Consider the following 13,499-nt stretch of genomic DNA (forward strand, 5'->3'; position numbering starts at 1 on the left):
GAACCGCCCAGGATTTTGAGCTTTTGTTCTAGTCTTCAGTGGATACGCTAATGGCTTCGAATCCCTTAGCGAGCGCCATTGCATGCCCGAATCCCCCCCTCCTGCCAGTCCTCTGGCAACGCCCTACAAGGGGCCTCATTACGCGCTGATCCAGCAGAGAATTCCCGACTGGCTCACCACCGCCGTCCCCGCCCGAATCAGCCTGTTCAACAGCACCACGCTGTCCCGACCGGACTGGTACGCCAGCGCCTCACCCGATCAACACACCACGCTGCAGCTGGCGAATGCCGAGGGCTGGCGCGCACAAAACGCCGTGGACCAACACCTTCGCGACGTGCAGGACCTGTATGGTTTTTCCGAGCCGCTGTTGCAGGAGGCCATCCGCGAAAAACACGGCCTGGACCTGAACGTCAAAACCACCTATCTCAACCTGTATATCCCCACGCAACTGCCCTGGTATGCGTTGGATATTTCCAAGGGGGTGACCACCCGCAGGGTGTCGTTGCTGGATGCCGCGTTGCATAACTTCGCCGCCGGTGAAAGCTTTGAAAAAGACTCCTGCTACATCACCCAACCGGACGCCCGAGGCCACTTCGACATCCTGCCACTGGCCGAGCGAATGCCCCTTCTGCAGTTCAAGACGCTGTGCCGCGAACTGAACCTCGGCGCCCGCTATCAACAGCATCTGAACCAGCATCTGTTGCCGACCGACCTGGCCCTGCGTGCCACGCTCAAGACCCGCATCATTGCCAGCCAAAAGGCCGCGCTCAAGGCTGCCGCGCAATTGGCCGTGCTGAAAAAGGACCTGGGGCCCGCGGCGTGCGCAGTGCTGCTGCAAGCGCTGCGCGGTGAGCGTGGGGTGCTGCAGTTCTACCGTTTGAACATCCTGGATGCGCCACTGGCCGGCATACTGCTGATTGCGGCGGATCTGGACCGCGTGTCCAGCGTGTCGAAACTGATCGCCTACATCCCTCATGACCCCGAAAGTCCCGTCAAGGAATACGACTCCAGCGTGGCGTTCATGACGGATCTGACACGCAAGCTGCACGCCAACGCAGCGATCCCATCACGCGGCCAGCAAACCTATCAGCAGTTCTTCAGCGAGTTTGTCGGGCATAACCAACGCGGGCACTTCTTTGCCGGGCTGGGCCAACGGCTGCCATTTTCAGCCATCAGGATCGACGCAGACCTGTGGGAACACCGCTACCAGCAGGCGCTGAATAAAATCCTCAATGACGGGCGCAGCATGGCGGTGTCCACCTCCGATGCCGACAGCGCCGAGCGCTGGGCCTGGTGGGACAACGCCACGAAAATGATCACGGATATCTTCAACGCCGCCCTGATGGTGATCACGCCGTTCGTGCCGTTTCTCGGTGAGTTGATGCTGGCCTACACCGTTTATCAATTGAGCAGCGAGATCATTGAAGGGGTCGTCGACCTGGCCGAGGGCCAATATCGCGAAGCCGCCGAACATGTGGTGAGCGTGACCAGCGAGGTGGTGCAACTGGGCACGTTTGCCGCCGGCGCCGCCGTGGGCGGTGCGTTGCGGCGCTCACTGTTCGTCGATGATCTGCGGGTGGTCGAGGTCAGCGGGCAACCACGCCTGTGGAACCCGGATCTGGCGCCCTATGCCCGGCATGATCTGCAATTGCCGGCCGATGCACAGCCTGATGCGCTGGGTCTTCACGAGCATCAGGACCAACGCATCCTGCGCCTGAAGGACCGCCATTACGTGGTCGCGCACGAGGCCGCCAGTGACACCTACCGCATCCAGCACCCGACCCGCCCCGAGGCCTATTCCCCGCGACTCGAACACAATGACAACGGCGCCTGGCTGCATGAAGGAGAAGACCCGCGCACCTGGGACAGCGCGGCGCTGCACGAGCGCCTTGGTCCTCTTCTGGTGGAAGGCCTCACTCCCGCGCAACGGGCACAAGCCTGCGCCACCAGCGGAACTCACGACGGCGCCCTGCGCATGATGTATGCCGACCGCTCCCCTCCTCCGCCACTGCTGGCCGACAGCCTCAAGCGCCTGCAACTGCGTCGGCACGTCGAACAGACACCCCAGCGCATCCGCACCGGCGCCCCGGCCGAGCTGCCGACCAACTGGTCGGTGCAAACCACCACTGAGTTACCTGGCTGGCCGTCGCACAAAGCCATCGACGTGTTCATCGAACCGGACCTGAGCGGCTACGCCATGCGTTATGGCGCCGCCGATGCGTTGCCCGCCGACACCCTGAACATCAGCCATGCGCAGGTGCAGGCCGGCTCGTTGCCAGAGCAAGTCCTCGCGTTTCTCAGCGAAAAGGAACTCGACGCCCTGCTGCCCTCGCCCCTGCCCGAGACCCAAACCGCGCGGGTCGCGGCGCTGCGCAACCAATTGGCCGATCGGCTCACGCCACACACCGTTGCGATGTTCAATCACCTCTACAGCGCACGCGAAGTGCTCGACACCCCTCACGGTCAACTGATTCAACAGCAGTTCCCGCAGTTGCCCGCAGAGCTGGTGACGACGCTGCTACTGCGCACATCGCCCCAGGAACTGGACGTGATGAGCCGTGAACAGCGCATCCCTCTGCGCCTGAAAAACCTCGCCCGGCAACTGGCCAACGAAGTCCGCGCCAGTCACGCCAGTGAGGGTTTGCATGACGATGCCCTGCTGACGTCGGACACCGAGCGCATGGTCCTCAATCTCCTGCGTCTGAACACCGATGCTCTGGGGGACCTGAGTATCGCCATCCATGAGCAATCGCCGGAGGGCGCCTTGCGGTGTCGGGTAGGCCCGGCGGCGGCCGTCACACAGAAAGTCCTGATCTACCAGGGTCAGGGCCGCTACCGGATCCACGGGGTACCGGCGTCGACGCCGCCCGCGCACTACCGTTTTTTCGAAGCGCTATTGCGTGTGCTTCCTGACGGGGCTGTTGATTTGCGCCCTGGCCAGGGTGAAAACCTCAAGGCCTGGCTCAGGGCGCAACTTGAACCATTGGCCGTGCGCCGCACCCTGCTGGAACCGCCGACCGGGCGCCTGGCCGACGACCGCAGCACCCAACGCCTGCTGCAAAAACCTGGCTTCGAGGCCTTCCGCCGCCTGTTTCGCAGGCAAACCGCCCCGGCACCGACGCCCGCAGAGACCCTGACCAAGCTGTGCCCACGACTGAACGCAGAAGAGATCGCCAGCGTCTCGCCGTTCCTCGACACTGCGCAAGGTAAGGCGCTGCTGGGCACGCTGGAGGCCGACCACCGGTTGCTGGGCGAAGACCTGCGCAGCCTCCGCAAACAGCGTCCTCTCGGCGCGGTCGGCAGCGTGCTCGCGCAAAACGAGCTGCTCATGCGCGGGCTGATCATCAAAGAGCTGCAAAGCTGCTGGGAAGACGGCGCCTACCTGCGCATGTTGCCGCCACAACCACAGCCGCGCGGCACGCTCCTGGACTTGAGCAATCTGGTGCTGGGGCGCTACGTGCAACACATGGAGCCGCTGCGGGCGGACTTCAGCCATGTCACCCGCCTGAACCTGAGCGGCACGCGTCTGAAGGACGAGGAAATGGGCTTTCTCGACAATTTCCCCGCCACGCGCATCGTCGACCTGTCCGAGAATGAACTGACCGGCGTGCCGTCCCAACTGACCGACATGAAAGCACTGACCGCGCTGAACCTGCGCGACAACCCGATCCGATGGGGCCGCTACGACTACGAGGCACTCAAGCACCTGCCCTTGCTCCGCTCGCTGAACCTGGAGGGCAACGCATTGATGAGCGTGCCGCCGGACATCGGCCCGCTGCCCGAACTGCGGCGACTGACCTTGCGCAGGACCGGCATCAGCCAATGGCCGGCGGGCCTCGACAGTCCAAGGCTGGCCATCCCTGAGTTGGACCTGACCCACACCCGAATCACCAGCGTTCCACCGTTCGCCGAAGATTCGGTGGGCGCGCGCATCGTCGCCAGCAGTTGGCTCGACCGCAGCCGCCTGGAACCGGCAGACGAAGATCGCGTGGTCGCGTATCGGCGTGCCTTCGGTTTCGATCCCTACCGCACCACGCCGCGCAGCAAGCCGTCCGACCGTGAATACTGGCTGATTGGCTTGAGCGGCGACGCGCGCGACGAGGCCATCAAAGTCTGGGAGGACGTGGAACAGGAGCATGGCTCCCAGGGCTTGTTTGACCTGTTCAAACTGCTGCGTCCACCCGTGGAGTTCCAGACCGAGATCGACGCGCAACTGTTCCAGCAGGGGCGGGAAGATTTGGCCATCCGGGTGTGGCAGTTGCTGTTCACGGTGGACCAGAACCCGAGCTTTCGTGAACGCATCTTCAGCCTGGCCGCGACGCCGCCCAATTGCGCAGATGCCGGCGCGCATATCTTCAATCGCATGGGCGTCGAAACCCTGCTTGAGCAGATCCTCAAGGACGACGCCCCACTGGCTTTGCTCCAGCGCGAAAGCCGCCTGGTAAAACTGGCGCGGCAAGCCTGGCGCCTGGACCAAGTCAACCGTCTGGCCCGCGAAGAAGTGCGGCGCCGTACCCTGCCGATCAACGAAGGCGGCCTGGGACAAACACTGGGCATCGGTCAAGGCCAGGTGGATGACGTGCAGGTGTACCTCGCCTATCAAACTGGGCTGAAGGCACGCCTGGACCTGCCATGGCTGTCTGAACACATGGTTTATCGCAACACGGCCCAGGTCACTCAGGCCCATCTCGACCGAGCGGCGCACGCCATTCGCCAGTTGCAACAGGGCGATGGTCTGATCAATGGCCTGCTGGAGCAGCCGTTCTGGAGCGATTATCTGCACGAGGCCTATCTGGGCGCCTTCAACGCCCAGCGCAGGCTACGCACGGAGGCCGGCAGCCACCTGCAGGACCTGCTCGAACTGCACGAGCAATGGGTCGCTGCGCCGACGGACAGTGTGCGCGAGCAGTTGACCCGCCTGGCCGACGATCTGGTGATCCCGTACAGCGTGGTGCTTACTGAAGAGGCGTTTTCAGACAGCACGGTGCTGGGTTTCTACGACCATATCCAGCATGACTATAACGAGCTGGCGCGGCGTTTGACCCGTGAAGCCTTGCTCAAGGCCAGCACTGAGTAGGCAATCACGGCGCCAGGAAATCGAACACCAGGTGCACCGTGCCGTAGTACTCGCCGCCGCGATAGCCGCCTTCGGGCTCTACGGCGGCGATGTCCAGCTCGGCCCGGCGTCCCACTCGTGCTTCAGCGGCGCCGACCACTTCCACCGGGTCGAGGGTCAGCGCTACCTGGTTGAACTGCACCTGCAGGTCGATACGGTTACGCCCGTTAAACAAGTACGGCTCGGCCCCAAGGCGGGCCGCGACGCCGCCGTTGAGGTGCTTGACGTCGAAGTTCTTGCGCAGGCGGCTCAGTTGCGAGGTCACCAGGTTCCACGCCAGCAGTTGGTCCTGGCCCATCCAGTCAGGTTCGGACGGCAGCACATAGGCCTCGTTTACCGGGATGGTCACCGAGACATCGAACGAGTGACGTTCCTGGATCGCCGAGGTGGGTGCGCCCGCCAGCATGCAGGCCGCCAGTACACCGAATCTTGTCAGCTGCTTGAACATCATGATCACCCGTTAGTCTTCTCGACCTTCAGCGGTTTTTTATCCAGCCCTTCCACCAGCACGAAGCTGTAGCGCCGGCCCGGTTTTTTCTCGAACGTCAGTTGTCGCTCGGGCAGGATGTGGTGCTTGGTGGTCGGCACGCAGTCAGTGGGGTTGGTCACCGAACAGTCGTGGAACTCGTCGAGCACCACGGTGCTGTTGCCCGCGTTACGCAGTTGGTATTGGTCAGGCCTCTCGTTGATGCGGGTGTCGAACCGCGCATCCTTGGGCCGTACGAAAAACACCGTGCCGTAGCCGGCCATCACGTTGATTCCGGCCGCCAGGTGATCCTTGTAGTCGGCGCGCTCCTCGTCGCTGATACCGAAGTTGTCGTCTTTTTCCGGGACTACGGGGATAAAGCGCAGGCGGAAATAGCGTTCCTTGTCGCGCGGGCCCATGTACAACAGGCGCGTGCCCTGTCGGCCGTTTACCGGCACGATCAGTCGCGACGGACTGGCCATCAGGCCGTCGCGACTGGTCGTGACGCCCTTGTCATCGATGATCGAGGGCACCGGAATTTCGCGGGTGGTGCCATCTGCGTTGTAGACAATTTCCAACACGTTGACCTTGATGAACGCGGTGCTGGTGCCGCCATTGAACACGCGCTTGAGGTAGGAACTGCGATCACTTTCGAGGTAGTCGTAAACCACCCCGACGTTGATCAGCGGCCCGGCCTGGACGGTGAGCGACATCAGGCACAACCCGATCCATAACACTGCTTGTTTCATCGTTTACTTCGCCTCGTTGATTGACTGCGACGGGCCTGGCCCGCCGTTGGAGTGGGGCCGATCTAAATTTCCGAGTCCCAGATCACGGTCGCCACGCCCGAATAGGTACTGCCCGGCTGGTTGAGCATGTCGGCCATGTCGTCGCGCAACACCTCGAAGTGCAAGGTGCCCGGGCGGTCGTTCACGTAGAACAGCGGCTGGAACAGTTCGGTGCCTTCACCGTCCAGGCGCAACGGACGCTTGAGCACGGCCTGGTTACCGCGCCCATCGATGCCGCTGGGCAGCGTCACGGCGACCTGCAACGGCACCTCATCGCCATTGGCATTGCGCAGGCCGCAGGTGTTGCCCATGACGATCGAGCATTCCAGCTGCATCTTGAAACGCGAACTGGCGGCGATGCGGAAGGTCTGGTCGCGGTACAGCCGCGTGGGCGAGCGTCCACGGTTGAGCCAGGCTTGCCAGCCGCCGTCGGGGATCAGTTCGATGCGGTTGCCGCCGGGTGGGAGGTCGACTTTGAGGTCGTGCTCCACGCTAAGGGTGAAGTTGAACGTGATGGCGTTTTTATTCAGGACCAGGACGTCACCAAAATCGTAATCGCCACCCGGTCCCATGGTGTAGGTGATGCTGCCGTAGTATTGGCCACCGGACATGGTCAGGGGGTTGGGGGTCCTGAGTTCGTAGGCGTATTCCATCGTGGCCACGTTCATATAGCTCAGATCGTGGGAAGGCTTAAGACCGCAAGGGCCAGCCCCTTCAGGCGTCAGCCAAAAATAGGAGGCGTCCCTGACACCCGCGGCAAGGTGGCCGGTACGCCGACAGGGACTTGGTGGATTCAACCACTGACTTTGCCAACTGAATCCGGGTTTGGCCCAGGTCGATACGCCTGGCGGTCTGGGTATACGCCAATTTGCACCGATGCCGGCGATACGCAACTGGACAATTTCAGTTTCCCCTGTTGCGGCATGGGTCACTGACAGGTCACGCCAGTCCGACGGCACCTTGACCATGAAACCTTGGCGCTCATCCTCGTGTTCGGCCAGGATCGGCTGATTGGATTGCGCCCTGAGCTCGTTGTCCCTGAGGCTGAAAATCCCCAAAGCCTTGCATTGGGTCGGAATATGCGCCGCGCAGATCGAACTGATCGGCGTGGTGTTTTCAAAGTCATTCTTCATCGGATTGGCCGGGTCAGGCCGGAACCGCGCGGTGATGTTCTCGTCCGCCAGTGAGGCGCTGGCGCTGAACAACAGCGACGCGCCCATGGCCATGATCAAGGTGTTGAAGGGTTTCATCGTGAGTGTTCTCGTCATGGCACTCAACCTGCGGTCTGGGTGCTGGATATGTGTTCGGCGAGGGTGTCCGGCGTGCAGCGCAGGTCACCGATCATCAACACGTCCTGTTCATTGGCGGAGGTGGCCGGGTCCAGGCGGAACTGGCACAGCAATTGGTTGCGGTAGCGCACTTCGAGGGTTGGCGAGCTGGCGCTCATTTCCATGGAGAAGAACCCGTCGGCCTCGCTGACCCCACGGCTGGCGTGGTTGATCACGTGATGCCCCCTGAGCGGCTGGCCCTGGGCATCGAGCAGGCGCCCGAGTACCGACACGGTTTTCATGACGGTGATTTTCCGGTAGTCCACCCCACCCTTGTTCAGGTGGTAGGTGGTCCGCGCCGGCTGGATATTGGCCGCCGGTGGGTGGTTGCCGTCGAAGTCGAAGTTCACCGTGCTGCTCTTGTAGGCCGCCACCGGTACGAAGTTGCGCCCAGGACGCAGGATCGCGCCGCCGCCGCTGAAGTCGTCGGCACGCAGGGTGATCTCATCCAGATCGGTTTCGACGTCGACGATCATGCCCGCGCCATTGCTCTGGTACTGGCTGGTCATCAGCATCTGGTCGCCACCGGCAACGAAGGTGCTGTGCAGGTTCAGGCCGCCGCTGAGGTCGCCGTTGAACGAGCTGCGTTGGATGAAGCCGTCGCCGCTGACCACATCACTGTCGAAACTGGCCATGCCCGAGAACCCGACGCCATAGGTGTCGGTGATGGCGGTGGCCGAGACGCTTTGCAGCAGGTGGTCGGTGAGGTCCTGGCGAACGGTGACCGACGCATTGTTATCGCGACCGCCGTCCCGCGCGGTGCGGGTGCCGATGCTGCCGGAAATCTGCCGGCCATCTCCGCCCAGGGCCAGGCTCACAGAGAGGTCCACGCCGCGGTTGCGCTTGTCGTTGGTGCCGGACGTGCCCGGTCGGTCGAACACCGAGAAACGCCAGTTGGCGTCGCTGCCCCACAAGGTGTCGCGGCGGCTCCAGCCCAGGTCGAGCCCGGCACCTTCGGCATTGCCCTCGCTGTGGGACAGGCGCAGGTTCCAGGAATTGCGCGCGTCGACCCGGTGGTTCACCGAGAGTGCCGAGTTACTGGTCTGGCCAACAAAGGTGTTGCGCCGCAGGCGGGTGCCGTCGGGCAGGGTCTCGAAGGTGTCGCGGGTGTCGAGCCAACTGCGGTTATGGCTGAGCACCAGATTGGTGGCGCCAAACGTGTAGAGGCCCTGAACGTCCAGGCCGGTGCCGTGTTCGCGGGTCTGGTAGAGGTTGGTGTAGAGGCTGGTGTTGTTAGCCACCGTCCAGTCCACCGAACCGCCGTATTGCAGTTGCTCACGCACTTCCCGCGCCGACAGGCCGAGAATCACCCGTGGATGCACCAGGTAATTGACCGAGGCACCCGCGGTGATCGAGCCGGAAGACTGTTCATCCCAGTTGCTGAACAGCTTGGTTTCGCGTCCGGCAAACACGTTGTAGCGCCAGCGGTCATCGACGTTGCGCCAGTTGCTGGGTTTGTACACCAGCTCTTGGGAGGTGCTGACGGTGAGGCCGTCTTCCACCAGGCGCACTTCGACTTCGTAGATGCCGCCGGGCAACGGCCGCGTGTCCAGGGTCTGCAAACCGGCCGCGACCGCCTGGGTGTTGATCAGCAGACCGTTGCGGTAAATCTCCACGGCGGCCTGGCGATTGGCGGTGACGTAGATGGGGTAAACGCTGGCCTTGGCATTGTTGATCGCCAGGCTGTCGGAGCTGCCGTACATGACGCCTAACGCGGTATCCGGGCTGGCGCCAAAGCTGCGCAACTGCCGGGTCAGGCCGTCGGAATTGGGGGTGAAATGGCCCAGGCGCAAAAACTGGCCATCCAGTTCTCGCTGGGTATACAGCTCATGGATTGCATGGCGCAGTTGTTCTTCGTCGCCACTCTGGCGCGCCAGCTGCAAGTTGAACACCTGGGTCCAATTGCCCAGGCTGGCACTGGCTTGCAGACCATAACGTCCGCCCAGGTTTTCTTCCTGGCCGCCGTTGAGGTTGAGCTGGTTGTTGATGATCAAGCCACGGCTACCGCCCTCGGGCTGCGCGTGAAAACGCGGTGCGTCGCTGGTGTGTTCGACGTTCTGGGTAATGATCGACAGCAGCGAGCTTTCCAGGTTGTAGTGCACTGACACCAGTTGCTGCGGGCACGCCTGGGTGCATGCGCCAAGGCCGACGCCGCTCTCCAGCAAGGCTTGCCAGGTGTCGCGGGTGGTGGCGGGGACTTTGCTGTCGCCGGTATCGGTGAACTCCAGCAGCGTCACCCGTTCGTCCTGGGACAGCACAATCAAGGCTTCCCCCAGGGGTTGCTGATCCAGTTCGACCTGTACCGCCAGCGGTACGTCGAAAAAATGGTCGCCGAACCCGGCAGGCAAACCCTGAGCCTGGGTCAACAAACTGCCAGGCGTGACGGTGCCTGACGTGGGCGCGGCCAAGGCACTCGTACAAATCACTAGCGCAAGCGCAACCGCGATGGGCGTCATCGGGAACATGAAAGGAACTCTCTGAGGGCCAGGAGACTTGATAAAAAACAGGCCGACCAATGGGGGAAAATCGGCCGGCCCGAACGCAAATGCCCGCGGGCAAGAAAGCCCGGCGGGCACCTACACCATCAAGGTGCTGGCGTTGGCGGCACCGCATCGAACACCAGCGCCACAGCGGAGGTGTAGGCACCACGCTGGGTGGCCGTAGGCTTAGCTGCCACGATGCGCAGTTCAGCCCCCACGCCCGGGGTGGAGTCGGCTTCGTTCACCACTTCTTTTGGCGTGCCGGTCAGTTCAACGCCGTGCAGGGTGGTGGTCAGCGGGATGTTCTGCGCGACGTTGCCGTTGAACAGAACAGCCGGGCCGCCTTCGATGTAGGCGTGGACCGAACCACTGGTGTTCTTCAGGTCGTAGATAGCGCTCAACGGCGCCAGCTCACCGCTGACGATGTTGTAGGTCAGGGTTTCGTCGCGGCCGAAGTTCGGATCACGTGGCTGCGCGTGGAACACCGTGGTAGGGATATTCGCCTTGATGTTGACGGTGTGGTTGGCTTCGCCGGCAGCAAAGGCCGTCGAGGCGTTCAATGCCAGAAAGGCCAATGGAGCAGCAATTGCAAACTTTTTGAACATGATGAGTTCCTGTTTTGAGGACAAGTTAGTGCCCCATTGAAAGTTGAACAGTGAATTCAACACACAATGAGGTCCGCTGCAGCGAGACGTAAGTGAGTGCAACGCGAGAGGAATGATCCACTAACTTTAAAAACAGGTATGCAGGCTGCTTCCCATGCCTTCGTAGCCAATGTATACGGGCAAATACAGAAAAATATGGCACTTTGCCAAAACTTTAATTTTCTCCGTAAGACATGGACTACATGAGTTATTCAACAACGTTCGTTGTGAATATTCCGTAGGAAAAACACCACACATAAAAAAAACAGAAGTTATAAAAGCTTCTTTGAAAGTACGAGTTCCAACTCTAATCTTAGTTGGATCGCCGCACCACTAATAAGTCAATCCAAATGCTTGCAATGTGCGATAGGCCAGACTTGACCGTTGGTCGTCTGTGGCTATGCATCTCTTAAGATATATCTTACGTTATGTCTTATCCACACAAGGAGAGCATGACAATGAGAGACCATCATTCCCACCGTGAACCCGGTGACGGCTTCGAGAAACGTCCAGGCCGCGAACGTGCCGGCCGCGGCCCACGGGTATTCGCCCCGGGTGATTTGAAGTTGCTGCTGCCGGCATTGATTGCCGAACAGCCCTGCCACGGCTACGACCTGATCCGCAAGATCGAAGCCCTGTTCGACGGCGCCTACAGCCCGAGCCCCGGGGTGATCTACCCCACATTGACCTTCCTCGAAGAGAGCGAATTGATCAGCGGTGACGCCGACGCTGGAAAAAAACGCTACACAATCACCGACGCCGGTCGTCTCTTCTTAAGCGAACAGGCGGTGGCGCTCGACGGCATTCGCCAGCGCATGGAGGTGAGCAAGCGCTCGCTGCGCGGCCAGGATCGCCCGCCGGAAATCCACGAGGCGGTGCACAACCTGCGTCACGCCTTGCATTCGCACCACGGGCATTGGAGCCCGGAAGAAATCGTTCGTGTCGCGGCGCTGCTCAACGGCACCGCCCAAGCCATTGCCGATGGGAAAGCCTAATGAATACACAAGCCATCCACCGCGTGACCCACGAAATCAAACGCCGCCGCCTCGACGTACTGCGCGTGGTCGACATCACCCCGCGCATGCGCCGCATCACCCTGGGTGGGCCGGAACTGGCGGGCTTTGTCAGCCTGGGAAGCGACGATCACATCAAGCTGCTGTTCCCGCAGAATGCCGCCGAGCAAGCGGCGCTGGAAAGCCCGACGTTCAGCATCAAGGGAGATGGCCCGCAGCCGGCCATGCGCGACTACACGCCTCGGCGTTTTGACCTGGACATTGGCGAATTGGACATCGACTTCGTGCTGCACGGAGACGGCCGCGCCTCCACCTGGGCCGAGCAGGCCAAGGTGGGTCAGCACCTGTACATCGGCGGGCCACGGGGCTCGATGATCGTGCCGGATATGTTCGACAGCTACCTGCTGATCGGCGACGAAACCGCGCTGCCGGCCATCGGTCGTCGCCTGGAAGAACTGCCGGCCGGGCGAAAGGTGCTGGCGGTGATCGAGATCGCGAATACCGCAGAGAAACAGGTCCTGCACAGCCGGGCCGATGTCGAGGTGATCTGGGTCATTCGCGGCCAGGATGATCTGCTGGAAACCGTGCAGAACCTGACGCTGCCGAGCGGCTCGCTGTACAGCTTCGTCGCGACCGAAACCAAAGTGTCGCGCCAGGTACGCCGGGTGCTGCTGGATACGCACAAGGTCGATGAAACGTTCCTCAAGGCCGTCGGCTACTGGCGCGCCGAGGGCAGTGAAGAAGCGTGAATCAAGGTCGGGGCTTGATAACTTTATCCAGCCCCACCACTGCCAACGCGATCAGCACAAACCCCGCCAAAATCCCCCCGGCATTCACGAACACTTGTGGATAACCAAGGGTGGCCACGTCGATGAACGGGTACTGATACTGCCCGAGTAAATCTCCGCGCAGCAGCGCATAAGCGAAGTACACCAGCGGGTAAATCATCCACGCGCCGATGTGCTTGAGGCGAAGGCTGCCCTTGGGCACGCACCGCCACCAGTAAATCAAAAACAGCACCGGCATCACGTCATGCAGCAGTTCATCGGCGATCAACTGAAAGCCTTCGGGCTGCCATAAATGCCGCAGCAACAGGCTGTAGGCCAAGCCCACTACCAAGATGCTCACCGTGATACCGCTGCTGATCGCCGGCCTGAGAAAAAATCGCTTCGCCGCCGAGTCCCGTTGGACCAAGGCATAGCTCAACACCACCACCGCCAGGGTGTTGGTGAGCACAGTGAAGAAACTGAAAAAGTTGATCAGCCCGCCCAGCAAGCTTGCGCCGCTGGACCAGCGCGAATAGAAAATCAGGTATTGCTGAATCGCCAACCCCACCCAACCGGCCAGTGCTGTCGCCGCTATAAACCGCTTCATGGATTCAATCCAGCGGACGTTTGGTGCGCATCAGCTTTACGTACAACCCTTCGACTTTCTCCCGCGCCCACGGAGTCTTGCGCAGGAACGTCAGGCTCGACTTGATACTCGGGTCGCTCTTGAAACACCGCACATCAATGCGCTCGGCCAGGCCTTCCCATTCGTAGTGCTCCACCAAGGTGGTGAGGACGTGCTGCAGGGTTACACCGTGAAGGGGGTCGTTGCTTGTCGCGGTCATGCCAGGCCTATGAAAAAAGTAATCACGAAGGCGTACACCTTATCACCCCTCC

General features: G+C 61.5%; 10 protein-coding genes. 3 read left to right on the forward strand and 7 right to left on the reverse strand.

The genetic code is table 11. The features are described 5' to 3' along the window. Nucleotides 1–82: 82 nt before the first annotated feature. A complete protein-coding gene (locus tag ACKZ62_RS22935) occupies nucleotides 83–5,077 on the forward strand; it encodes an NEL-type E3 ubiquitin ligase domain-containing protein (RefSeq protein ID WP_447095868.1) in 4,995 nt (1,664 codons plus the stop codon). A gap of 4 nt (nucleotides 5,078–5,081) precedes the next feature. On the opposite strand, the gene ACKZ62_RS22940 is transcribed toward ACKZ62_RS22935, so the two are convergent. The 5 genes from ACKZ62_RS22940 to ACKZ62_RS22960 form a co-directional block, all read right to left on the reverse strand. Continuing rightward, a complete protein-coding gene (locus tag ACKZ62_RS22940; RefSeq protein ID WP_032891885.1) occupies nucleotides 5,082–5,564 on the reverse strand; it encodes a CS1 type fimbrial major subunit in 483 nt (160 codons plus the stop codon). 5 nt (nucleotides 5,565–5,569) lie between these two features. Further along, complete coding sequence (locus tag ACKZ62_RS22945; RefSeq protein WP_032891860.1) at nucleotides 5,570–6,331, reverse strand: pilus assembly protein; 762 nt, start codon at nucleotides 6,329–6,331, stop codon at nucleotides 5,570–5,572. A 62-nt stretch (nucleotides 6,332–6,393) separates the two neighbouring features. Beyond that, nucleotides 6,394–7,638: a hypothetical protein gene (locus tag ACKZ62_RS22950; RefSeq protein WP_256585207.1), complete on the reverse strand. Its 1,245-nt coding sequence runs from the start codon at nucleotides 7,636–7,638 to the stop codon at nucleotides 6,394–6,396. A 5-nt stretch (nucleotides 7,639–7,643) separates the two neighbouring features. After that, entirely contained in the window at nucleotides 7,644–10,163 is a 2,520-nt protein-coding gene (locus tag ACKZ62_RS22955) for a CS1-pili formation C-terminal domain-containing protein (protein WP_447095869.1), read from the reverse strand. A 119-nt stretch (nucleotides 10,164–10,282) separates the two neighbouring features. Beyond that, entirely contained in the window at nucleotides 10,283–10,783 is a 501-nt protein-coding gene (locus ACKZ62_RS22960; protein WP_032891862.1) for a CS1 type fimbrial major subunit, read from the reverse strand. 497 nt (nucleotides 10,784–11,280) lie between these two features. On the opposite strand from ACKZ62_RS22960, the gene ACKZ62_RS22965 reads away from it, so the two are divergent. Further along, complete coding sequence (locus tag ACKZ62_RS22965) at nucleotides 11,281–11,817, forward strand: PadR family transcriptional regulator (RefSeq protein WP_095183927.1); 537 nt, start codon at nucleotides 11,281–11,283, stop codon at nucleotides 11,815–11,817. Next, nucleotides 11,817–12,584, forward strand: coding sequence for a siderophore-interacting protein (locus ACKZ62_RS22970; RefSeq protein WP_447095870.1), 768 nt, complete (start codon nucleotides 11,817–11,819; stop codon nucleotides 12,582–12,584). Before ACKZ62_RS22965 ends, ACKZ62_RS22970 begins: the two co-directional genes overlap by 1 nt. A gap of 1 nt (nucleotide 12,585) precedes the next feature. Here the strand turns inward: ACKZ62_RS22970 and ACKZ62_RS22975 are convergent, their stop codons facing one another. Both ACKZ62_RS22975 and ACKZ62_RS22980 read right to left on the reverse strand, forming a co-directional pair. Further along, nucleotides 12,586–13,209: a Pr6Pr family membrane protein gene (locus ACKZ62_RS22975; protein ID WP_032891866.1), complete on the reverse strand. Its 624-nt coding sequence runs from the start codon at nucleotides 13,207–13,209 to the stop codon at nucleotides 12,586–12,588. A gap of 4 nt (nucleotides 13,210–13,213) precedes the next feature. Continuing rightward, nucleotides 13,214–13,447 (reverse strand): VF530 family protein, encoded by a 234-nt coding sequence (locus ACKZ62_RS22980; RefSeq protein WP_016977534.1) that lies wholly within the window; start codon nucleotides 13,445–13,447, stop codon nucleotides 13,214–13,216. Between the last annotated feature and the right edge of the window lie 52 nt (nucleotides 13,448–13,499).

The organism is Pseudomonas sivasensis (assembly GCF_052938085.1).

Coding starts and splice junctions, on each gene's coding strand:
- ACKZ62_RS22970 (WP_447095870.1), top strand. CDS start 11,817: ATGAATACACAAGCCATCCACCGCGTGACCCACGAAATCAAACGCCGC.
- ACKZ62_RS22975 (WP_032891866.1), bottom strand. CDS start 13,209: ATGAAGCGGTTTATAGCGGCGACAGCACTGGCCGGTTGGGTGGGGTTG.
- ACKZ62_RS22945 (WP_032891860.1), bottom strand. CDS start 6,331: ATGAAACAAGCAGTGTTATGGATCGGGTTGTGCCTGATGTCGCTCACC.
- ACKZ62_RS22955 (WP_447095869.1), bottom strand. CDS start 10,163: ATGTTCCCGATGACGCCCATCGCGGTTGCGCTTGCGCTAGTGATTTGT.
- ACKZ62_RS22980 (WP_016977534.1), bottom strand. CDS start 13,447: ATGACCGCGACAAGCAACGACCCCCTTCACGGTGTAACCCTGCAGCAC.
- ACKZ62_RS22960 (WP_032891862.1), bottom strand. CDS start 10,783: ATGTTCAAAAAGTTTGCAATTGCTGCTCCATTGGCCTTTCTGGCATTG.
- ACKZ62_RS22935 (WP_447095868.1), top strand. CDS start 83: ATGCCCGAATCCCCCCCTCCTGCCAGTCCTCTGGCAACGCCCTACAAG.
- ACKZ62_RS22965 (WP_095183927.1), top strand. CDS start 11,281: ATGAGAGACCATCATTCCCACCGTGAACCCGGTGACGGCTTCGAGAAA.
- ACKZ62_RS22940 (WP_032891885.1), bottom strand. CDS start 5,564: ATGTTCAAGCAGCTGACAAGATTCGGTGTACTGGCGGCCTGCATGCTG.
- ACKZ62_RS22950 (WP_256585207.1), bottom strand. CDS start 7,638: ATGACGAGAACACTCACGATGAAACCCTTCAACACCTTGATCATGGCC.